The following is a 21,055-nucleotide window of genomic DNA, read 5'->3' as shown; positions in this document are numbered from 1 at the left end:
GGTTCCATACAGTTTATACCTAAAGCTTATTACTTCATGATTGAGCCCATGATCCTGGTGATGATCGCTCTGAGTCGTCACCATTTAATTGAGCATGATCGAGGTTAATGGTAAATGGAAGGGTAATGTAGATGCACTAACTCCAGGTCTCATTCCTGAGTGAATCCACGGCTACCATAACGTCATATTGACTGATCTGTCCAACCAACTTTCCATTTTCCACTACCGGAAAGCGACGAAGCCGGAGTTTCAAAAACTTCTGGGCTACTTCAATAATGTTGTCATTTGGGCCAACCGTAATGGGATCGGGGGTCATGTATTCACTTACGGTTCCATTCAATTCAGGAGTGTTGGTATACTTCCCTCTCACAACTTGTTTTACACAATCACCTTCTGACACAATTCCGACTAATTCCCCTTCATCATTGACAACCGGTCCACCTGAAAATCCGTGCTTAACTAAAGAGTGAAGTACATAACCCATGGAATCATCGGGAGAAAAGGTAATTAGCTTTTTGGTCATAAAATTCTTGACCTGTATAGCCTGTCCTTTGAATTTAGGTTTTTTTTGCTTTGGAGCCTGATAACTTTTAACCATGTGTGAGTCCCCTGTTTGTTACTTTGTTTCAGTACGTAAAAAGCAATTTTTATACATCTATTGCAATAATCTTTGAAGCATTTTTTAATTCGTTACTCTGAAATCGTGCAAAAGAGTTGAGCAGAAAGTTTCATCAGGTTTTGATACAGATTTGAAATGTTTTAACGTGCCCGGTCTTTGCGTCTCATTGAAACTCTGTTCATATTCAACACCTATTTCAGATTCAGAAATCTATAAATCTTGTCATGAGAAAAATACTATCAGCCCTTTCTATAATTCTTTTATTCAGTTTTGCTGTTCAGGCACAAACCGTCACTCAATACGATATCTCTTTTGAAAATGCCGTTCATCATGAAGCGGAGGTTAAAATTGAGTTTTCAAATTTGGAGAACAAAGTACTTGAAGTGAGAATGAGCCGGACATCTCCCGGCCGTTATGCCTTACATGAGTTTGCAAAGAATGTGTATGGTGTCAGGGCAACTGACAGTGAGGGGAATGAGTTAGAAGTGACCAGACCGGATCCCCACCAATGGAATGTGAGTGGTCATGATGGAACTGTGGTCTTTGAGTACACCCTGTTTGCAAACCGTGGAGACGGGACCTACTCTCAGATTGATGAAACTCATGCTCATTTAAATATGCCGGCTACTTTTGCCTGGGCCAGGGATTATGAACACCGCCCCATTGAGATCAATTTTGATGTAGGGGATGACCTGAACTGGAAAGTAGCTACACAGTTAAAACCCGTATCCGGCACCACCTTTTATGCCCCAAATCTGTATTATTTTTTAGATAGTCCGGTAGAGATCGCTGACTTTTATGAGAGATCGGAGCAGGTGGGGGATCAAACCATAAAAATGGCTCTTCATACCCGATCCACAGATAGGGAGGTGGATGCGTATTTTGAAAAAGTCATGGCCATTGTTAATGAGCAGGTTGAGGTATTTGGGGAGTTGCCTGCACTGGATTATGGTGAGTATGTTTTTCTGAATTGTTTTATGCCCAATGCCAGCGGTGACGGAATGGAGCACCGCAACTCAACCATTGTCACTAATTCAAAACCGCTGAACCGGCCGCTTGGTGAAACAAGCATTGGAACGGTTTCTCACGAATTTGTACACACCTGGAATGTAGAACGCATCAGGCCGGCAAGTCTGGAGCCGTTTAATTTTGAGGAAGCCAACATGAGTGGTGAATTATGGTTTGCAGAAGGGTTCACCAGTTACTACACCAACCTGATCCTGACAAGAGCCGGTATCAGAACGCACCGAGAGTATGTTGAAGGATTAGCGGGTGGAATCAATTATGTATTCAATCACCCCGGAAGAGGATACTTCTCACCGGTGGAGATGAGTTATCAGGCTCCATTCGTGGATGCTGCCCGTTCAGTGGATCCTGTGAACCGGGAAAACACATTTATTTCGTACTACACTTACGGAAGTGTGCTTGGCCTGGCGCTCGATCTGTCGCTTAGAGATCTTGAAGGCGATAAAAATCTGGATGATTTCATGAAGTTGATGTGGAAAAAATTTGGGCAGCCTGAGGTCCCTTACTCAAACCGTGATATTGAAGCTGCCTTAGGGGAATATGCCGGAGAGGCGTTCGCAAAAGATTTCTTCGGTAAATACATCTTTGATAGTCAGATGCCTGATTATGAATCCCTGTTGGCTACAGTGGGAGTTGAGTTTGGTAAAGCCAATCCCGGCCAGGCTAGTCTTGGAACTAATATCCGTATAGAAAATGGTGTAGGAACCCTGCGATCAAATGCCATTAAAGGATCTCCAATTTACGAAGCAGGAATTGAGGCGACGGATGAAATAACTGCCATTGCAGGCGTTTCTCTGAACAGCGTGAATACTGTGGATCAGATACTAAGTGATCACAACCCGGGAGATGTGGTGTCGATCACTTATGAACGATGGGGAGAGGAGCGAACGGCTCAGGCTACCCTTGCAGAGGATACTGCTTATAAAACTGAGCTCATGGAAGCCGCTGATTCCTCACAAGAGAATCATAGAAATGCGTGGCTAAACTGAACTATTTAAAACAAAACTCAATCTGTCTCGTAGTCGAACTGTGAATGCAAAATTTGTGAGCATCACAACCGACTTTAAACATGGTATTTCATCAGGAATGACCTTATGATATTTATCAGAAAAAATTTGCGCAAGAATTAAAGTTATGGACAAAAGTAAAATGATCAATCATTCGTTTTCTCTGATCACAAAGATCACGGTTTTCTCTTTTTTAGTATTCGGAAGTGTGGCCTGCAAGAGTACTGAGAGTGCAAACACAAACCAATCACAAACCACTCAGACGGCATCAACAGAAACGGCCGGATTAAGTGAAGCCGAAATGGAAGAGTTATTTTGGGCGCGTCAAGATAGTGCACGCATGAACTTTACAGAGGATGATGTCAAATTCATGACAGGAATGATCGCTCACCACTCACAGGCATTGATCATGTCCGGTTTAGCCCCCGAAAACGGAGCAAGCTCACAGATTCAAACCCTGGCTGCAAGGATCATCAATGCACAGAAAGATGAGATCAAACTGATGCAAACCTGGCTTAGGGATCGTGAACAGCCGGTTCCTGAAGTGCATATTGACGGACTTAAAATGATGATCTACGGTTTGGGAGATCATCACATGCATATGGATCACACCAATATGGTTGGTATGCTTTCGCCCGAACAGCTACAGGAACTGAGTGAAGCGAAAGGCAAAGAATTTGACCGGTTATTCCTGAAATATATGATCGAACATCACAAAGGGGCAGTCCATATGGTTACGGAACTGTTTAACACCGATGGCGCCACCCGAGATGAAGCCGCATTCAGGGTAGCTAGTGATATACAGGTGGATCAAAGAACCGAGATCGCCAGAATGCAACTCATGCTTGATAACATGACTGCATCCAATTAAAAGGTATTACAGATCAATTCAATTCAATCCTATTCAACAATAACAACAACACACAAAATCAAAGTATGAAGAAACCCACTACAAACTTGAACTCATCCATTGTGATGAGGAAATCTAATGTGCTGCTGATCTTTTTAGTCAGCATGATATTTGGCTTTTATGCTTGTTCATCTTCAACTGTGGTAGAAGACAGTAAAACAGTTGAGCCGGCTATTCAGCCTAAAGCTATGACAGAAGTCACCCCTCCAACTCCTGATCCTCGTGTAGGATTAGGCGCAGGTCTTTTTGACGCTGAGGAAGCCATCTGGAACCTGAATCTTATCTCACAAAAACGTCCTCCGGCCGACTTTGTTGGAGTGACCAACTCTGACCTTGCGTTCAAGGATAACTACGTATTTCAGGGTAACTATAACGGTGTGATCGTATGGGATGTATCTAACCCACGTTCTCCTGAGCTGGTTGTAGATTATCTGTGCCCGGCATCTCAAAGTGATGTTTCCGTGTATGGAAATCTGCTCTTTATTTCCGGAGAAGGTTTTGGCGGTCGTATCGACTGTGGAACCGAAGGTGTTGAAGAACGAGTGAGTGAAGAACGACTCAGAGGACTTCGCATTTTTGATATTACCAACGTTGAGGAACCTGAGTATGTGGCTAACGTGCAAACGTGCCGTGGCTCGCACACTCACTCTGTTCTGAAAGATCCTAATGATGATGAGAACGTTTATGTTTACATCTCAGGATCTGCACCGGTTCGTCCGGAAAAAGAACTGCCTGGTTGTGTAAATGCACTGCCGGATGACGACCCGAATTCTGCCTTATTTAGAATTGAGGTCATTAAAGTACCGCTTGATAACCCTGAAGAATCAGCGGTTGTTAATTCACCAAGGATCTTTGAAGACCTTGAAGCAGCTCCAACTCATGGATTGGCTCCTGCCGATCTTGCTGCGATTGAAGAAGCCCGTGAAGCCGGTGCTTTTGTAGTGGAATTAGGAGGTCAGCCTCGCGTACTTCCCGATAGATTTGTAAGTCAGCTCATTGGTAACGTGATGCAGCAGAATGGAAATGATACTGGGACGCCCACAGCAGCCGACAGTGCCGCTCTTAGAGAGCAACTCCCTGATATGATTGCTCAAATGTTTGGCGGTGGCAATGATGAGGCTGATAACCGTGGCCCAAATCAGTGTCACGATATCACACTGTATCCTGAGATAGGATTGGCCGGTGGAGCCTGCGAAGGTTATGGACTACTGCTGGACATTTCTGATCCTGCAAATCCAACCCGTATTGATGCTGTAGCAGATTCGAACTTTTCCTACTGGCACTCTGCTACTTTCAGTAACGACGGTTCCAAAGTCATGTTTACGGATGAATGGGGTGGCGGTGGCCAACCTAAATGCCGTGAAACTGACCCAATGGAATGGGGGGCAAATGCCATTTTCACCATTAATAATGGTAAGATGGATTTTGAAAGCTATTACAAGTTGCCTGCACCACAGTCAGTTTACGAAAACTGTGTAGCTCACAATGGTTCACTGATCCCGGTTCCGGGACGTGAGATCATGGTACAATCCTGGTATCAGGGTGGTATTTCGATCTTTGACTGGACCGACCCGAATAACCCGGTTGAGATCGCTTACCATGACAGAGGTCCGGTTGATGGAACTCAGATGGCCATGGGTGGAAGCTGGTCAGTGTACTGGTATAACGGAATGATCGTGAACTCAGAGATCGCACGTGGACTTGATATCTTTACTTTAGAGCCAAGTCCTTACCTGACTCAAAATGAAATTGATGCGGCTAACACGGTGTCGTTCGAGTATCTGAATGCTCAGGGACAGCCTAAGATCGAGTGGCCGACAACCTATGCCTTAGCTAAGGCTTATGTTGATCAGCTGGACAGAGATAACGGCTTAAGTGATGCTGATATAGCTTCTCTTAGAACCGGAATTTACTCTGCTGAGAACTCACGCAACACACGCGTGTTGAGAGAACTTGCAAGTAATATTGAAGGTAAAGCGGGTTCATCTTCTCAATCTGAAAAAGTGAGAAGTCTTGCTCAAACACTGAGAGATCTGGCTACTATGTAAGCAGAACTCAGAATATAAAATGATCAGATCCCGCATGGATTCATTTCCATGCGGGATTTTTTTTGGCTTATGTTAAAGCCTGATAAGTAATTGCACCTCTGAATTTTACTCTTCATATTCAACGAAATTCAACTCAAATAGACCACCATGAAAAAAACGTTACTCCTTGTACTTATAAGTCTGATCGCAATGCCGGTAATTGCCCAGGACTACCCTAAGATCCTTAGTATGAAAGAAAGGGCAGAAGTGATCGATGATCTGTTGAAAGAACGTGTTGAAACCATTTTGCCGGACTTAATGGAACGAACCGGAATTGATATGTGGGTCATCGTTTCAAGGGAATACAATGAGGATCCGGTGATCAAAACCTTTTTGCCGGCAACATGGCACGCTGCCAGGAGGCGAACTATTTTAGTGATGCATAATAAAGGGGATGGAGAGATTGAGACCCTTGCTGTTGCACGATACGATGTGGGAGATATGTTTAAGAAAGCCTGGGAGCCTGAGGAAGAGCCCGACCAATGGAAGAGACTGGCAGAGATCATAGAAGCACGTGATCCTGAAAGTATCGGGATCAATATCTCAGAAATATGGGGTCACGCTGATGGTTTGGTGGTTACCGATCATGAAGAAATGAAAAAAGCTATTGGCACTAAGTACGCGAACCGTTTGGTCTCAGCTGATAAACTGGCTGTAGGCTGGCTGGAAACCCGAACCCCAAGAGAAATGCAGATCTATCCACAGATCGTTAGAATAGCGCATGAGATCATTGCAGAGGGCTTTTCTGATCGAGTGATCCAACCGGGAGTTACAACTACGGATGATGTGGTTTGGTGGTTCAGAGAGAAGATACGTGATCTAAAACTGATCACCTGGTTTCACCCGAGTGTATCCATTCAAAGAGCTAATCCGGAATCTTTTGACCATTTAAGAACCTTTGATAGCCGACCGGCAGACAATGTTATTTTACCGGGAGACCTTCTTCATGTTGATTTCGGAATAAAGTATCTGAGACTGAATACGGATACTCAGCAACATGCCTACATCCTTAAACCGGGGGAAACGGAAGTACCTGAGTATCTTAAGCACGCTTTTGACAGTGCAAACCGGCTACAGGATATCTTTACCGGTAATTTCAGGGAAGGCAGAACCGGAAATGAGGTGTTGGCTATGTCAAGGCAACAAGCCATAGAAGAAGGATTAAAGCCAAGTATTTATACGCATCCACTCGGTTATCACGGTCACGCTGCCGGAACTACTTTAGGTATGTGGGATGCTCAGGATGGGGTTCCCGGAGATGGTGATTATCCACTACATCTCAATACAGCCTATTCTATTGAATTAAATAATGCCACGTACATTGAAGAATGGGGTAAAGAGATAAGGATCATGCTGGAAGAAGACGCATATTTTGATAGCTCCGGTGTCTGGTACATTGATGGGCGACAAAAGGAGATTATGACGATCCCAAGAATGCCGGCTAAACAATGATGTCTAAACAATAAATTACTCTGGATGTAAATCCATTGATAGTTATTGGTGAGAAATAAGTCGAATTGTAACCTTAAATCTTATTTATCAAATGACGTTTAGTTCTTTAGAAGAAAAGATCGATCATGCAAGAACCCTTGAAGTTGAACCGGGGAGCTTAAATACTGACATCAGTAAAATGATCGATTCGTGTAAGAGTAAAGAAGACCTGTATTTAAGTTTTCTGGATACCTCCCACAATAAAACAGATATCACTTATCAGCAGTTTTATGATCACGTAATAGGCGTTGCAAGATTTTATGCGGCGCAAGGTTTAAGGAGTGGAGATAAGGTCGCCACGATCTCTCACAATCATTGGCATACCGTAGTTCAGTATTTTGCAGCCTGGTACTGTGGCCTCGTGGTGGTTCCGGTTAATGTAGGAGAAGACGATAATCGAATAGCCTATATCCTTGAAAATGCTGAGGTAAAATTAGCTCTCGTGAGAGAAGATTACATAGAACGCATTAAGGGGATCATAGTAGAGAATGACTCCATAGTTGATCTTGAGATCGTAGAATGTGGTGATGAGGTGGATGCTTTTAAGGTAAAAGACAATTCAATGACTGTTGAGCCATTTACTGACATTGAAGGGGAGGCCTTTATAGTATTTACATCAGGAACCACGGGGAACCCTAAGGGGGTGGTTCTAACTCAGCGTAATCTTCTTGAGGATGCGAGAACGATATCCCAATGGCATAACATTAATGGTCAAACAAAGATGATGTGCGTACTGCCAATTCATCACGTGAATGGCACAGTTGTTACATTGATCACCCCATTCTTTGTTGGAGCATCAACCGTATTAAATCAAAAATTCAGTGCAGGACATTTTTTCTCTGTCATCGAAAAAGAAGGGGTTCACATTGTTAGTGTGGTACCCACTTTATTACAGTATCTGACCAGTCATTATGCGGATTTAGAATCACACCGGCCGGAAAGTTTACGTCACATTATCTGTGGAGCAGGCCCCCTGACGGTTCAGGTAGCAAAGAATTTTGAGCAAAAATTTGAAGTACCGATCATTCATGGATATGGTCTTTCTGAAACCACGTGCTATTCATGCTTTTTGCCGATCAAACAATCCCGGGAAAAACATGAACACTGGATGCGAGACTTTGGATATCCAAGTATCGGAATTCCGGTTCCCGCCAACGAAATGGATATACAGGATGAAAATGGAAGCTCTGTTCCGGAAGGAGAAAGGGGGGAGATCGTTATTCGTGGTGTAAATGTGATGAAAGGATATTTCAACAATCAGGAAGCCAACGAATCCGCCTTTAAGAACGGGTGGTTCAGAAGTGGGGATGAAGGATTTTATAAACGGGATGAAGATGGCCATTCGTATTTTTTTATTACAGGTAGATTGAAAGAGTTGATCATACGAGGCGGGATCAATTTAGCTCCCCTCGAGATAGATGAAGTGATAAATAGGGCTCCCGGGGTTAAAGCCGGTATTGCTGTGGGCTTTGAAAATGACTGGTATGGTGAAGAGGTAGGTGCCTACGTTCAACTCAAAGAAGGTGCTAAGAAAGATGCAGAAGTCATCGTAGAATATTGTCAGGAGCACCTGCCTTTCTCAAAAGCACCTAAAGTTGTGGTCTTTGGCGATCAGCTTCCTGTAACTTCGACAGGTAAATATCAGCGATTGAAAGTGGCTCATTTGTTTGAAAAATGGAAAGATGTGCAATTCAGAAAATAGAACGGCGGTTTAAAAAATGAGTAAAGAACCGAGGTTCTCAAAACAAAACAAAAATACAGGCAGACTTACTTTTAAAGGCACAGTTAAGACAAATAATTTGATTTTAAAGGGTTATCTTCACGCATAAAAATTTGCAGCACGTTTAATGACATCACAAGACGAAAACATAGATGCGGTTATAACCTGGGTAGATGGAGCAGATCCTGTTCATCGCGAAAAGCGGTTGAAAGCTCTTAAGGAATCTGACAGTACAGAGGTAAATACCTTACCCAGCGGTGCTGACAAAACCCGATTCTCCAATAATGATGAGATCAAATATTGCATCCGATCCATTGTGAAATTTGCCCCATGGATCAACAATATTTATATCATAACCGATAATCAAAGGCCTGCTTTTCTGACCGATGATTACATGGAGGCAAACAACATAAAGATCATTGATCATAAAGAGATTTTCAGGGGATTTGAATGGGCTCTTCCAACGTTTAACACGAGGTCCATCATAACGGCTTTCTGGAGAATTCCGGAGCTTGCACCGCGTTTTATAAATTTTGATGATGACTTTGTGCTAACAAAAAGAGTAGAAGTGGAAGACTTTTTTGCCGGAAACAAACCCATACTTCAGGGCTCATGGCACAGGATCAAAAGTTATGGCCCGATCAGATTGAAATGGAACAGGTATTTCAGCAAACTGACCAAAAAACTATTCGGTATTACACGGTCTATGCACACATTGCTTCAGATAAAATCCGCACAGCTAGCCGGGTTTTCTGATAGATATTACTATGTTCCTCATGTTCCTCATCCCATCAATAAACAAACCTTAGCTGATTATTTTGAGGAACATCCGGAGGTGTTTGAGGAAAATTTAAAATATCAATTCCGAAGTATTGAACAGTTCTCGTCTATCATTCTGGCTAACCATCTGGATATCAAAAAAGATCAGGCAGTGCTTAAAAAGAAATCAGATTATTTGATGGTTCATGGAGAAATGGATCCGGGCTTTTTACTGAAGCGAAAACTGAAAAAGATCAAAGAAGGAAATATCAAATTCATTTGTATTCAATCTATGGAAGGGTTTAAGCCCGAACACAGAAATAAGGTTTTTAAAGTTCTGGACGAAGTGATTGGTTGAACCGATACTTAGGATTTATTTATGACAGCCAGGGTACAGCGAGAACTACACACCAGTTTATTCCTGCCATCTCTGATCTCACAGGACCAAACCTGAATCTTGCGGCCCACATGTATAGGTTTTGCGGTTCCGGTAACCTGCCCTCCCATTTTCACTGAGCGTATATGATTGGCATTGATCTCTAAACCCACCACAGCTTTATCTTTATCATCAAGCAAGAACCATCCTCCAATAGAGCATAAGGTTTCAGCCAAAGCCACTGATGCCCCGCCATGCAAGATGCCAAAAGGCTGAACGGTGTTTTCGCTTACCGGCATAGTGGCTACCAACTTATCTTTTGCTACATGTTCGATCTCAATTCCAAGAGCATGACCCATGTGTTTATGCTTAAAACTGAAGTATAGATCGGCTTTTTCTTTGAGACTTTCCTCGATGAACATAAAATTTGCTTTTGATTAACGGTGTTAAGTTATTTCAGTTAATGTATGAAAACGCTTTCAAAAGAGAACTGAAAGTGTATCTTAATCATTATCCGAGAACATGATATGGAAATAAAATGAAATACGATCCAACTACCATTTTATCGATAGTTGAACAAGGCTACGAAAAAAATAAAACCGGAATATACTCAGCGGTAAAAAGAAACGGAGAATGGATTGAAACCTCCATAGATGACTTTAAGGTTATGGTTCATGACCTCGCACTGGGTTTGTATGAACTTGGCGTGCGCAAAGGGGATAAGGTTTCTCTGCATGCGGAAAATTCCACAGAATGGTTGATCATCGATCAGGCAGTGCTCTCAATAGGGGCGGCTCTTGTTCCTATCTATACCACCCAACCCGGAGAACAGATCAAGTATATTCTGGAAAACTCGGAAGCGAAGGTGCACTTTGTATCAAATGATGAGGTTTTTGCTGAGACCAAACCACTGATAAAGGAAGTCAAAAATGTTAAGGCTATCATTTCTGTGATGGAATCGAAGCACAAAAAGCTAAGGACCTTCGATGAAATTCTCGAAACCGGCCACAAGAAAGGGGAAGAGGATCCGGGCTTATTTGATAAATTGAGAAACGAGGTGGAACCTGAGGACCTTGCGACTCTTATCTATACTTCGGGCACAACCGGCGTTCCCAAGGGGGTAATGCTTTCTCATGATAATATCGCCAGGAATGCCTTAGCTGCCTATGAGTTGTTCCCATTTGATCCGGATAAGTATGAGGAACCAAAAGTGCTTTCCTATCTGCCACTGGCTCATATGTTTGAACGAACAGCCTCCTATATCTATGCTTACTGTGGAGTGCCGGCCTATTACATTGAAGAGGTGGATGAGATAAAAGAGGATTTTGCTACTATCAAACCCATATATCTGGTCACGGTACCAAGGCTGCTCGAAAAAGTAGTGACGGGTATCAAGGTCAAAGGGCAGGAGTTCAGTGGCATTAAGAAAAGATTGTATTACTGGGCGGTAAATCTGGCGGAGAACTATGAACCCGAGGATCCCCCTTCAGCCTGGAAAATGAAAATTGCAGATAAGTTAGTTTATGCCAAGATCAGAGAGTTGTTTGGCGGCAACATGGTTGGGTTCAATGTGGGGGGAGCTGCATTATCACCAAACATTGCACGGTTCATAAATGGTATTGGGATCTATTGCGGGCTTGGTTATGGGTTGACAGAAACTTCGCCTGTACTAACCGGCCCACCAAAAGGTGAATTGCGAATTGGTTCCTCCGGAAAGCCTATTGCGGATGTCGAGATAAAAATAGCTGAAGACGGTGAGATACTGGCTAAGGGACCTTACATCATGAAAGGGTATTTCAAAATGCCGGATAAAACGGATGAAGTCATTGACAAAGATGGTTGGTTCCACACTGGTGACATTGGCCATGTTGATGAGGATGGCTGGTTGTATGTGACTGACAGAAAAAAATCATTATTCAAACTCTCAACTGGCAAGTATGTAGCACCTCAACCTATTGAGAATGCATTGGTCAACAGTGGTTTTATTGAACAGGCTGTGGTTGTGGGAAGTGAGCATAAATTTTGTGCCGCTTTGATTGTTCCGAACTGGGAAAACATGAAAAAGCGGTTTGAAACAACTCATCACACATTTCCGGAAGATAACGTCACTGAAAATGAGTATGTGCTCAAGCGTATTCAAAAAGAAGTGGACAAAGTGAATACGGATCTGTCCAAATGGGAAAAAGTTAAGAAGTTTAAGATCCTGAAAGATCAATTTACTATCGAAGAAGGCGAGATCACGCCAACCCTCAAGGTGAAAAGAAATGTGATCAACAAAAAGTATAAGGATGTTATTGATTCCATCTATGCAGATGAAGAATCCGAAGGGTAATTACAATTCAAAAAGAGATTGGTAGTTATGAGCAGTAAAAAATACAGAATTAAGAAAGTTGCCGTTTTGGGATCGGGAGTGATGGGAAGTCAGATCGCAGCTCACTGCGTAAATGCAGGACTGGATGTGGTGTTATTGGATCTGAAAAGTGATGATCAGGATCGCCCTAATAAAATGGCGGAAGAAAGTGTTCAAAAGGCAGCTAAGATGAAACCGGCTCCATTTGGGCTACCCGATTTTGCGGAACGAATTCAGGTAGGGAATTTTGACGATGATTTTGACCTGTTAAAGGAGGCCGATTGGATCTGTGAGGTGATCATCGAAAAAATGGATATCAAAAAAGAAATGATGTCCCGAATTGATAACATTCGGAAAGAAGATGCCATTGTCAGCTCCAACACCTCCGGATTACCGATTTCAGAGATAGGTGAAGATTGTTCAGATGAACTGAAAGCTCATTTTTTAGGAACGCATTTTTTCAATCCCCCCAGATACATGAAACTGTTGGAAGTGATCCCAACAGATCACACGTCTGAACAGGTAACGGAATACATGCATCGTTTCTGTGAAAAAACACTCGGAAAAGGTGTTGTGATCTGTAAGGATACTCCGAATTTTATAGCCAATCGTGTGGGGATATTTTCGATCGCTAACATCATGCCTTATTTCTTCAACGGAGAATTCAGGGCCGAGGAGATCGATCTTCTGACAGGTACACTGACCGGTTACTCTAAGGCAGCTACTTTCAGAACTGCGGATATGGCCGGAATTGACGTAACTAATCACGTAGCCAAAAATCTATATCCTTCAATTCCGGATGACGAAATGCAGGAGACCTTCGATCTGCCTGAGGAATTTCAAAAGATGGTAGATAAGGGGATGATAGGAAACAAAGCCGGGAAAGGCTTTTATACCAAAAAGAATGGTGAGTACCTGGTTTTGGATCCTGATACCTTTGAGTATGAATCTCAGCAAACCTTAGAAGATGAGGTTATAGCTGAGGCTAATAAGATCAAGGATACTTCAGAACGGCTAAAATTTTTAGTGAACTCAGAAGGTAAGATCGGAGACTTTTTATGGAACGTGCATCGCGATCTTCTAATGTATGCGGCCAATCGCATACCTGAGATCACAGAATCCCCCTTATCTATTGACCGTGCCATGCAATGGGGCTTTAATTGGCAAATGGGACCATTTCAACGCTGGGACGCCCTCGGTTTAAAAGAAACGGCTGAAAGAATTGAAAAGGAAGGCAAAGATGTGCCTTCACTGATAGCTGACATGCTGGAATCCGGGGTTGAAAATTTCTATTCAGATGGTAAAGTGTACGATCCTGCGGCAAATACAATGGTGGAAATTCCTCCTGAAGCTAAAGGAGAGATCCGTGTTGCACATTTACGCAAGGAGAACACTCCGGTCATGGAAAATGAAAGTGCTGCTTTGCACGATATGGGAGATGGAGTCGCGTTATTTGAATTCAAAACAAAAAATGCCACCCTGGGTTCCGAACTTGTACAATCCCTGTACCGGTCGATTGACCTTGTAAAAGAGGACTTCGATGCTTTGGTGATCAGCCATGATGGAGATAATTTTGCTTTTGGAGCGAACCTGAAGGAAGCTCTAACTGCTAAACAAAATGGAAATTGGGAAAGTGTGGTCGATGCGGTCAATAACTTCCAGAAAACAGCTGTGGCTTTACGCTACGCTCCATTTCCGGTTATATCGGCACCATTTGGTAAAACCCTGGGTGGCGGTGTAGAATTTTGTTTGTATTCAGACAAGGTAGTGGCTCACCATGAACTGTACATGGGTCTTGTGGAGGTGGGAGTTGGTTTGATCCCCGCAGGTGGTGGCACGACTGAATTACTCAGGCGAGCCATGGCTAAACTGGAGAGAGAAGCGGATCCATTACCGTATATCCGGGAGGTGTTTAAAACTATTGGAATGGCAAAGGTATCTGACAGTGCACACAAAGCAAAAGAATTGGGATACCTTCGTCCATCTGATACCATTGTCATGAACCGTGACCTCTTGATAAAAACTGCAAAAGAAGAGGCATTGAATTTGGTTCAGGCTGGATATCAATCTCCTGCGGAATCTCCTATCAAAGTTTTGGGGCAAACCGTTTTGGCAGCTTTAAAATTGATGCTTCATGTAATGCACGAAGGCCGATTTATCACGGATTATGACAAGGTGGTGGCTGAGCGGGTTGCATTCGTTCTGGCAGGCGGAGACCTAAGTGAGGAGCAGGAAGTTCCAGAATCGTATCTATTAAAGTTAGAGCGTGAAGCTATACTTGAGTGCCTTCAGGATGACAGAACCATAGATCGCATGGAACATATGCTCAAGAAAGGTAAACCACTCAGAAATTAAAGATCAAAATTAAGGATTTTAAAATTATGTCAGACAGAGAAGCCTACATCGTTTCAGCATCACGAACGCCTTGCGGAAAAGCTAATAAAGGGTCATTGCGCTTTACCAGGCCTGATTCGCTGGGTGGAGCCGTGGTCAAAGACCTCTTGGACCGGACCAAAGGGTTAGCCCCTGAGCAGGTGGAAGACGTGATCATGGGATGTGCCTTTCCGGAAGCTTCACAAGGACTTAATGTAGCCCGACAGATTGCTATTTTAGGTGGATTGCCTGATTCAGTACCCGGCGTTACCGTGAACCGATTTTGTTCCTCAGGGCTGCAGACCATTTCAATGGCAGCTGAGCGCATCATGGCAGGTGGAGCTGATGTGATCATTGCCGGAGGAGTTGAATCCATGAGTTTAGTTCCAATGGGAGGTATGTCGGTTCAACCTAACCCGGAGTTGGTAAATGATAAACCCGGCGTTTACGTGAGTATGGGAATTACAGCAGAAAATGTAGCGGATAAATACAAGGTAAGCCGGAAAGATCAGGATGAATTCGCCTTTCGAAGTCATCAAAGAGCGATCAATGCCTGGAAAGAAGGTAAGTTTGATGAGCAGATCACTCCGGTAGAAGTTGCAGTAAAGAAAGTGGCTGCGAATGGTGAGATGATCGAAGAGTCATTTACATTCAAACAAGATGAAGGACCCAGGGCAGATACTTCGGTGGAAGCCTTGTCCGGATTACGTCCGGTATTTAAAAATGGCGGGAGCGTAACAGCCGGTAATTCATCACAAATGAATGATGCGGCTGCCGGTGTGGTGGTTATGAGTGGAAAAATGGTCAAGGAACTTGGGTTAACACCAATGGCTCGATATGTGGGTTTTCAGGTGGCCGGAGTGGCTCCCGAAATTATGGGCATTGGGCCGATAGAGGCCGTGCCTAAAGTATTGGATAGAACCGGATTAAAACTGTCTGACATAGATCTTATCGAATTAAATGAAGCCTTTGCATCTCAGTCATTGGCTGTGATACGTGAATTAGGGCTCGATGAAGAGATAACCAACGTGAATGGTGGTGCGATAGCTATGGGTCACCCTTTGGGTTGTACCGGAGCCAAGTTGACCACGCAAATATTGTATGAGATGAAAGCCCGCGAGTCAAAGTATGGGTTGGTTACAATGTGTATTGGTGGGGGAATGGGTGCAGCAGGAATTTTTGAGAATTTGAGCTGATAGATCTTTAATCGGCGGTTTGAAATCGAAATAATGTACCCGTAGGGGTAATTCATGAATTACCCCTACGGGTACAATGAAACAACCATTAATTCAATTTTATGTATACAGACGATACGCTTTCAGGAAAGACCATTTTAATAACTGGGGGAGGCAGCGGCCTTGGGTTAGCAATGGCTAAAGCATTTACAAGAACAGGAGCCAATGTTGCTATATGTGGGAGGACAGAGGAAAAACTTCAAAAGGCAGTAAAAGAAATTGAAAAGGAAAGAGAAGGAGCTATAGTCGGTTACTATCAATGCGATGTCAGAGACTACGACGGCGTAACATCGATGTTTGAACAGATCATCAATGATTTTGGCTCTTTAGAGGGATTGGTAAACAATGCGGCCGGAAACTTTTTGTCAGCTTCAGAAGATCTAAGTCCTGGAGGATTTAAAGCGATCGTTGATATTGTTCTTCACGGAAGCTTTAATTGTACCCATGTATTCGGTAATTATCTGATCGATAATAAAAAGGAAGGTACCATACTGAATATGGTGACAACCTATGCCGAGGGAACCGGGTGTGCCTTTGTGTTGCCATCAGCATGTGGAAAGGCGGGTGTGTTAGCTATGACACGTTCCTTAGCTTTTGAATGGGCTGAATATGGTATAAGGCTAAATGCCATAGCTCCCGGACCATTTCCCACAGAAGGAGCCTGGTCGCGCTTAGTTCCCAAAAAGACCATGGAGAAAAAGTTTATCGATAAGGTTCCCCTAAAAAGATATGGCGAGCCGGAAGAGCTCGCCAATCTTGCTGTATTCTTAATGTCTGACCTCTCTTCATATATGACCGGTGAATGTGTGGTCATTGATGGAGGTGAAAGGCTTCAGGCCGGACAGTTTAACTTTATTGACAGTTTAATGTCGCGCAGTAAACTGAAAAAGATATTCAAGGCCATGAAGCCTAAAAAGTGATCATTAACTGTAATTAAGAAATGACCAAACCGATCATCAGCATCGTTGCGATGATCACATAGTAGAATCGTTTTATATTTTTATCCGGCTTATGTAGGCCAAAAATGTTTTTAAAGATATAGTGGTCAAATCCCAGTTTGTAATATTGTTCGTATAACTTAGCTCTCATAGTGGCACCTCCTGTTATTTTTGGTGCTTGTATTTAGTGTATAGATGATTGTTGTTGAATAGTGGAAATGTAGTTGCTACAGATTTTTTGTAGCTATCAACTCTTTATTAGCCTTTACTACTTTTCCATCAATAATAGTTTCAATACTTAGTTTTTCTCCTTTGTCGTAAACAGCTTTGGTAATAACCTTGTCAGAATCAAAGCCATATAATAACCACGTTCCGTGTGGTTTAACCGTATTTCCTTCTTTCCAATACTGACCTTTTTGAAGGATATTTCCTTCGCTATCTAAAAACTTAACGTCGTACACGTTGTTTTCTACATGTGTGATCACATAGTCGTGTTCAACGTTTTTGATAGTTTGTTGTGCAAAAAGGCCTGTAGAAATAAAAAAACCAAGTAAAATGGTTGTGATAATCGTTTTCATAGCATTCCTCCATTTGAATCTACCCAATGTTAAGGAATTGTTAACTCAATGTAAATGATTTGTTAACGATAAGTTAACATAAAGTTAACATAGCCCTCAGTGATACTGTGAGAGGCGTTTTCCTACTTGTTTTACCTGTAAAGACAATTGATAGGCATCGTAAGGAGTGTAAGCTGTCTCCCGATTCATTTGCACTGATTTCAAAAACATAAGTGCAGATTTTTCAGCGGCTTTAGCAGGATCGAAGGCATGTTTTTCAAAAAATAAATGCTCCCCGGAGTTCAAACGGCCGATCCTGATGTTCTGCTCCGGAGCATCACACTCAAAGATCTCTTGTCGGTTAGCGGCAATGCGAATATGTCTGTTGGTCGATGCTCCTGTATAGAGATTAATATCTGCCGTAGAGCCATTATCAAAGCGGATGAACAGATGGAATACGGAAGGATGCGTATCGTTCAGTAAAACTTGTTTGGCCTCAATATGATGAATGCCACTATCCAGCCACTTCATGCAGAGGCCTAGCTCATCGATCCAGTAATGCCTGAATTCATTTACTGTATTCATGAATTGCGTGTACTGAACATTCCGGGATATGCTAAGATAGGATGGGCGGGGCATACGGTTCATCATCCATTGGGTGGCAGGAGCGAGCGTTGGCCAGTGAGAAAACTGCACGTGAACACCGGCTTCCATGGATGCTCTGTAAATTGTTTCAAGCTTATCCGTATCAGTTGGCTGTAAAGCTATCAAAAAGCAGTGCAACCCCTGATGGACTCCCTCCAATAGCAGATCCAGGTTGTTATCAGATTCATCAACCAGGAAACAAGCATCTACATCTCCCAACTCTTTGATACTTGGGCACAGTTCAACTTCCTGTACGATCTGATGAGGACGTAAATGTCGCTCCCACGCTACCGCCCGTTTTGCATCTCCAATAATACCAACTTTCATAAACGCTCCGGATTAAGTTGGAGGGCAAGATGCTAAGCCGGTACGACTTTTACAAGAAGGGCTTAGTCAGGCATTACAATTGCCAGAATAAAATAAAGAAGTACCGGAGATCCCCAGCCTAAGAAAATGAGTAAAATGAAAATGATACGGATCAGGGTTGAATCCCATCCGAGATACTCCGCAAAGCCACCGCAAACGCCTGCAAGCATTTTATCGGTGTGAGATTTTCTGAGTTTAGCTGGCATGATGATAGAATTTGTTGATTATAATCTACCGTGCTGGTACGCCATATAAAAATAGTTGTTGCAAAAAAGTTCAAATAAAAAAAGCGAAGTCTGTTAAGCTTCGCTTTTTTAAGAGATTATTTGTAATAAAAGATCAGTTCAGGCTATCATCTTTTTCGAGCTCTATTCGGTTTCTATACTTGAATAATTGGAGTCTTCTAGCCTAAAATTGATTGAAAGAGCGTATTGAACCCTGACTGCCCTTCCACGCTGTATCCCTGGTTCAAACTTTGCTTGTTTGACGACCCGAAGGGCTTCTTCATCAGCGCCACCGCCGATTCCTCGTACAACTTGTGGATTTTCCACATCTCCTTGTTCATTCACAATAAACTGAACGGTAACCCGGCCCTCAATACCTGCTTGGCGCGCCATGGCAGGATATTCGATTTTACTTTGAATAGACGCCATACCGTCAATAAGCTTTGGCATTTCTTCTACGACTACGAAATAGTCTCCAAGATCATCGTCAAAGCCTTTTGTTGGTATAGCTGGTGGGCGTGGAGGCATTGGAGCTCCAGCGTTTTCATTGGCAAAAAGCATGGGCCCAAATTCTTTAGAAGCTCTTTCTAAAGGAGCAACGTGTTTAACCCAAAGCGAAGAATTGGAAATACCAGACAAAATTTCTGATGAAGACCTTAACTCCACATTTAGTTCGTTAATCTTAAAGGAAAGATTGTTTCCTTCGATTTCACCTGTTTTAATGGCTCCATCAAACGGACGTGGAGCGATATTAAAAGCTCCATATTCCCCCGTCATTATTATTATTGATCCGAGACCTCCAGTTGAGACATTCTTGAGGTTTTTATTGTCTAGAGAAATTCCATTTATGGAAAGCGCTGCATCCCGAATGCTAATTTGTGTGTTTTCCAGTTCTTCATTAGACACAACTTCAGGCCCTCTCAAATCTGAGCAGGCAATGGGTAGTGTGATCCCAACGATCATCAGCAATAAAAAGGCGATGCTTTGCCGGAATGAGGCTTTATGTAGTTTATGATATTTCATGGTTTTGATCCGTTTCTTTAAGGTTGAGTTCTTCACTGCCATGCTTACTGACAACCGTCCCGCACCGCTGCTCAAAGGAACTAACTCATAAAGCAGGCTGGCATAGGATTTTATGGAGAAACCGGATCTGGAAAGCACTTCCTGATCACAGGAAATTTCCCGATAGGTGTCGATCTCCTGATTGCCATAACGAATGAGGGGATGAAACCAAAAGAGCGATTCGATCATGGATAAGGCCAGCTGCAGCAGATAATCACCGCGTTTGATATGGGTGAGTTCGTGCTGAAGGGCCATCTCCAGTTTTTCCGGTTCGTGCTGCAATAATTTTGGTAGCACGATCACCGGCTGCTTCCATCCAAAAGTAAATGGAACCAGCGGATGATCATGAAAAGCTAATTTAATGGCCCGGTTGTTATCCGGTTCGTTTGTAAGCACATCCTGTAATTCAGTGATGTCGAGATTTCTGTATAGGGATTTCAATGCCAGGTAACTGCTAATGAGTCGTCCGAGCATAAAGAGTGATACAAGTCCAAGTATAACCGTGGTCAAACCGATCAATAATGACGGCTCCATCCAGTTGATAGAGATCTCTGCCGATGAATTCCCGCCCGAAGGTACTAACTCAATAGGATTCTGAACCACAAAAAAAGCGGTCTCAATATTGGATTCAGCAAACCAGGCCGGGATGCGATTCATCAGTGCAGCCGCACCTATACCAAATGGGAGTGAAAGCAGGGCTGCGGTTCTAAGGTGATAATGAAACAGTGGATTCAGGCTTTCGCGGTTCCGCAGTACAATAAACGCAATTCCACAGCATAACGTCCATATTGCCAGAGGAAACCAAATGGCATCCAGGCTGAAATTTCCGATCTCTTTCAGATAATAGATAAGCTCATACATCACTGATCCTCCATACTATCGATCATATCACGAAGTTCTTTCAATTCCTTCTCACTGATATTCTCACCTTTAACCAGCGTTTGTACAAGGGCAGAGGTAGATCCTTTGAATACTTTGTCGATCAGTCCTGAAACGAGGTTGGACTGAACCTGCTCCGGTTCGATGCGGGCACTATATACATAGGTATTGCCATCTTTATAGTATTTAAGAAATCCTTTGTCGTTCAAATTCTTCATAATGGTCATCACCGTGGTGTAAGCAACTTTCCGGTCATTCAGGATTCGCTCCCTGACCTGTGCAACAGTAGCTTCTCCAAGTTCCCACACATGGTGCAGGATTTCCATTTCCGATTCTCCAAGTGGTGTCAGTGATTTTCTCATGGCAGTAGTAATTAGTTAGTACTAATATAATAGTAATGAATTAAACTTCAATAAATTTTCTTAATAACT

The 21,055-nt window shown here is 42.9% G+C and carries 18 protein-coding genes; 10 read left to right on the top strand and 8 right to left on the bottom strand.

The window, feature by feature from the left end; genetic code table 11:
* Positions 1 to 136 precede the first annotated feature (136 nt).
* Positions 137 to 598 carry a CBS domain-containing protein gene (locus C3B73_RS04880; protein ID WP_103664507.1) on the bottom strand — a complete coding sequence of 154 codons (462 nt, stop codon included), beginning with the start codon at positions 596 to 598 and terminating at the stop codon, positions 137 to 139.
* A 245-nt stretch (positions 599 to 843) separates the two neighbouring features.
* Here C3B73_RS04880 and C3B73_RS04875 point away from each other — a divergent pair, with 245 nt between their 5' ends.
* From C3B73_RS04875 to C3B73_RS04850, 6 genes are all read left to right on the top strand, one after another.
* Entirely contained in the window at positions 844 to 2,634 is a 1,791-nt protein-coding gene (locus tag C3B73_RS04875) for a M61 family metallopeptidase (protein ID WP_103664506.1), read from the top strand.
* Positions 2,635 to 2,779: 145 nt separating this feature from the next.
* The gene (locus C3B73_RS04870) at positions 2,780 to 3,523 is read left to right on the top strand and encodes a DUF305 domain-containing protein (protein WP_232803009.1); all 744 of its coding nucleotides are present in this window, start codon (positions 2,780 to 2,782) and stop codon (positions 3,521 to 3,523) included.
* A 65-nt stretch (positions 3,524 to 3,588) separates the two neighbouring features.
* Positions 3,589 to 5,610, top strand: coding sequence for an LVIVD repeat-containing protein (locus C3B73_RS04865; protein ID WP_103664505.1), 2,022 nt, complete (start codon positions 3,589 to 3,591; stop codon positions 5,608 to 5,610).
* 147 nt (positions 5,611 to 5,757) lie between these two features.
* Positions 5,758 to 7,101, top strand: a complete 1,344-nt coding sequence (locus C3B73_RS04860; RefSeq protein WP_103664504.1) for a M24 family metallopeptidase — start codon at positions 5,758 to 5,760, stop codon at positions 7,099 to 7,101.
* Between the two features lie 91 nt (positions 7,102 to 7,192).
* Positions 7,193 to 8,842, top strand: coding sequence for a class I adenylate-forming enzyme family protein (locus tag C3B73_RS04855; protein ID WP_103664503.1), 1,650 nt, complete (start codon positions 7,193 to 7,195; stop codon positions 8,840 to 8,842).
* Positions 8,843 to 8,987: 145 nt separating this feature from the next.
* Positions 8,988 to 9,977 (top strand): stealth family protein, encoded by a 990-nt coding sequence (locus tag C3B73_RS04850; protein WP_103664502.1) that lies wholly within the window; start codon positions 8,988 to 8,990, stop codon positions 9,975 to 9,977.
* A gap of 8 nt (positions 9,978 to 9,985) precedes the next feature.
* Here the strand turns inward: C3B73_RS04850 and C3B73_RS04845 are convergent, their stop codons facing one another.
* Entirely contained in the window at positions 9,986 to 10,354 is a 369-nt protein-coding gene (locus C3B73_RS04845) for a PaaI family thioesterase (RefSeq protein ID WP_198597282.1), read from the bottom strand.
* Positions 10,355 to 10,533: 179 nt separating this feature from the next.
* Here C3B73_RS04845 and C3B73_RS04840 point away from each other — a divergent pair, with 179 nt between their 5' ends.
* The 4 genes from C3B73_RS04840 to C3B73_RS04825 all read left to right on the top strand — a co-directional run bounded on the left by C3B73_RS04840 (position 10,534) and on the right by C3B73_RS04825 (position 16,873).
* Positions 10,534 to 12,327 carry an AMP-dependent synthetase/ligase gene (locus C3B73_RS04840; protein ID WP_103664500.1) on the top strand — a complete coding sequence of 598 codons (1,794 nt, stop codon included), beginning with the start codon at positions 10,534 to 10,536 and terminating at the stop codon, positions 12,325 to 12,327.
* A 27-nt stretch (positions 12,328 to 12,354) separates the two neighbouring features.
* Positions 12,355 to 14,700 carry a 3-hydroxyacyl-CoA dehydrogenase/enoyl-CoA hydratase family protein gene (locus C3B73_RS04835; protein WP_103664499.1) on the top strand — a complete coding sequence of 782 codons (2,346 nt, stop codon included), beginning with the start codon at positions 12,355 to 12,357 and terminating at the stop codon, positions 14,698 to 14,700.
* Between the two features lie 26 nt (positions 14,701 to 14,726).
* On the top strand, positions 14,727 to 15,914 hold the full coding sequence (locus C3B73_RS04830; protein WP_103664498.1) for a thiolase family protein: 1,188 nt from the start codon (positions 14,727 to 14,729) through the stop codon (positions 15,912 to 15,914).
* 101 nt (positions 15,915 to 16,015) lie between these two features.
* Complete coding sequence (locus C3B73_RS04825) at positions 16,016 to 16,873, top strand: SDR family oxidoreductase (RefSeq protein WP_103664497.1); 858 nt, start codon at positions 16,016 to 16,018, stop codon at positions 16,871 to 16,873.
* 13 nt (positions 16,874 to 16,886) lie between these two features.
* Here C3B73_RS04825 and C3B73_RS13915 read toward each other — a convergent pair whose 3' ends face one another.
* The 6 genes from C3B73_RS13915 to C3B73_RS04800 all read right to left on the bottom strand — a co-directional run bounded on the left by C3B73_RS13915 (position 16,887) and on the right by C3B73_RS04800 (position 20,986).
* On the bottom strand, positions 16,887 to 17,042 hold the full coding sequence (locus C3B73_RS13915) for a hypothetical protein (protein ID WP_157939432.1): 156 nt from the start codon (positions 17,040 to 17,042) through the stop codon (positions 16,887 to 16,889).
* A 76-nt stretch (positions 17,043 to 17,118) separates the two neighbouring features.
* Positions 17,119 to 17,469: a hypothetical protein gene (locus C3B73_RS04820; RefSeq protein ID WP_157939431.1), complete on the bottom strand. Its 351-nt coding sequence runs from the start codon at positions 17,467 to 17,469 to the stop codon at positions 17,119 to 17,121.
* Between the two features lie 96 nt (positions 17,470 to 17,565).
* A complete protein-coding gene (locus C3B73_RS04815; protein WP_103664495.1) occupies positions 17,566 to 18,420 on the bottom strand; it encodes a Gfo/Idh/MocA family oxidoreductase in 855 nt (284 codons plus the stop codon).
* A 62-nt stretch (positions 18,421 to 18,482) separates the two neighbouring features.
* Entirely contained in the window at positions 18,483 to 18,665 is a 183-nt protein-coding gene (locus C3B73_RS04810) for a PspC domain-containing protein (protein WP_103664494.1), read from the bottom strand.
* Between the two features lie 162 nt (positions 18,666 to 18,827).
* Positions 18,828 to 20,606: a M56 family metallopeptidase gene (locus tag C3B73_RS04805; RefSeq protein WP_103664493.1), complete on the bottom strand. Its 1,779-nt coding sequence runs from the start codon at positions 20,604 to 20,606 to the stop codon at positions 18,828 to 18,830.
* Entirely contained in the window at positions 20,606 to 20,986 is a 381-nt protein-coding gene (locus C3B73_RS04800) for a BlaI/MecI/CopY family transcriptional regulator (RefSeq protein WP_103664492.1), read from the bottom strand. Before C3B73_RS04800 ends, C3B73_RS04805 begins: the two co-directional genes overlap by 1 nt.
* Between the last annotated feature and the right edge of the window lie 69 nt (positions 20,987 to 21,055).

Source organism: Gracilimonas amylolytica, from assembly GCF_002911695.1.
GTDB lineage: Bacteria > Bacteroidota > Rhodothermia > Balneolales > Balneolaceae > Gracilimonas > Gracilimonas amylolytica.
The sequence above is the reverse complement of the archived record's forward strand: the minus strand, read 5'-3'. Positions and strand labels throughout refer to the sequence as shown.

Excerpts from the sequence above, each read along its gene's own strand:
- C3B73_RS04880 (WP_103664507.1), bottom strand. The coding sequence starts at position 598 with ATGGTTAAAAGTTATCAGGCTCCAAAGCAAAAAAAACCTAAATTCAAA.
- C3B73_RS04875 (WP_103664506.1), top strand. The coding sequence starts at position 844 with ATGAGAAAAATACTATCAGCCCTTTCTATAATTCTTTTATTCAGTTTT.
- C3B73_RS04870 (WP_232803009.1), top strand. The coding sequence starts at position 2,780 with ATGGACAAAAGTAAAATGATCAATCATTCGTTTTCTCTGATCACAAAG.
- C3B73_RS04865 (WP_103664505.1), top strand. The coding sequence starts at position 3,589 with ATGAAGAAACCCACTACAAACTTGAACTCATCCATTGTGATGAGGAAA.
- C3B73_RS04860 (WP_103664504.1), top strand. The coding sequence starts at position 5,758 with ATGAAAAAAACGTTACTCCTTGTACTTATAAGTCTGATCGCAATGCCG.
- C3B73_RS04855 (WP_103664503.1), top strand. The coding sequence starts at position 7,193 with ATGACGTTTAGTTCTTTAGAAGAAAAGATCGATCATGCAAGAACCCTT.
- C3B73_RS04850 (WP_103664502.1), top strand. The coding sequence starts at position 8,988 with ATGACATCACAAGACGAAAACATAGATGCGGTTATAACCTGGGTAGAT.
- C3B73_RS04845 (WP_198597282.1), bottom strand. The coding sequence starts at position 10,354 with ATGGGTCATGCTCTTGGAATTGAGATCGAACATGTAGCAAAAGATAAG.
- C3B73_RS04840 (WP_103664500.1), top strand. The coding sequence starts at position 10,534 with ATGAAATACGATCCAACTACCATTTTATCGATAGTTGAACAAGGCTAC.
- C3B73_RS04835 (WP_103664499.1), top strand. The coding sequence starts at position 12,355 with ATGAGCAGTAAAAAATACAGAATTAAGAAAGTTGCCGTTTTGGGATCG.
- C3B73_RS04830 (WP_103664498.1), top strand. The coding sequence starts at position 14,727 with ATGTCAGACAGAGAAGCCTACATCGTTTCAGCATCACGAACGCCTTGC.
- C3B73_RS04825 (WP_103664497.1), top strand. The coding sequence starts at position 16,016 with ATGTATACAGACGATACGCTTTCAGGAAAGACCATTTTAATAACTGGG.
- C3B73_RS13915 (WP_157939432.1), bottom strand. The coding sequence starts at position 17,042 with ATGAGAGCTAAGTTATACGAACAATATTACAAACTGGGATTTGACCAC.
- C3B73_RS04820 (WP_157939431.1), bottom strand. The coding sequence starts at position 17,469 with ATGAAAACGATTATCACAACCATTTTACTTGGTTTTTTTATTTCTACA.
- C3B73_RS04815 (WP_103664495.1), bottom strand. The coding sequence starts at position 18,420 with ATGAAAGTTGGTATTATTGGAGATGCAAAACGGGCGGTAGCGTGGGAG.
- C3B73_RS04810 (WP_103664494.1), bottom strand. The coding sequence starts at position 18,665 with ATGCCAGCTAAACTCAGAAAATCTCACACCGATAAAATGCTTGCAGGC.
- C3B73_RS04805 (WP_103664493.1), bottom strand. The coding sequence starts at position 20,606 with ATGTATGAGCTTATCTATTATCTGAAAGAGATCGGAAATTTCAGCCTG.
- C3B73_RS04800 (WP_103664492.1), bottom strand. The coding sequence starts at position 20,986 with ATGAGAAAATCACTGACACCACTTGGAGAATCGGAAATGGAAATCCTG.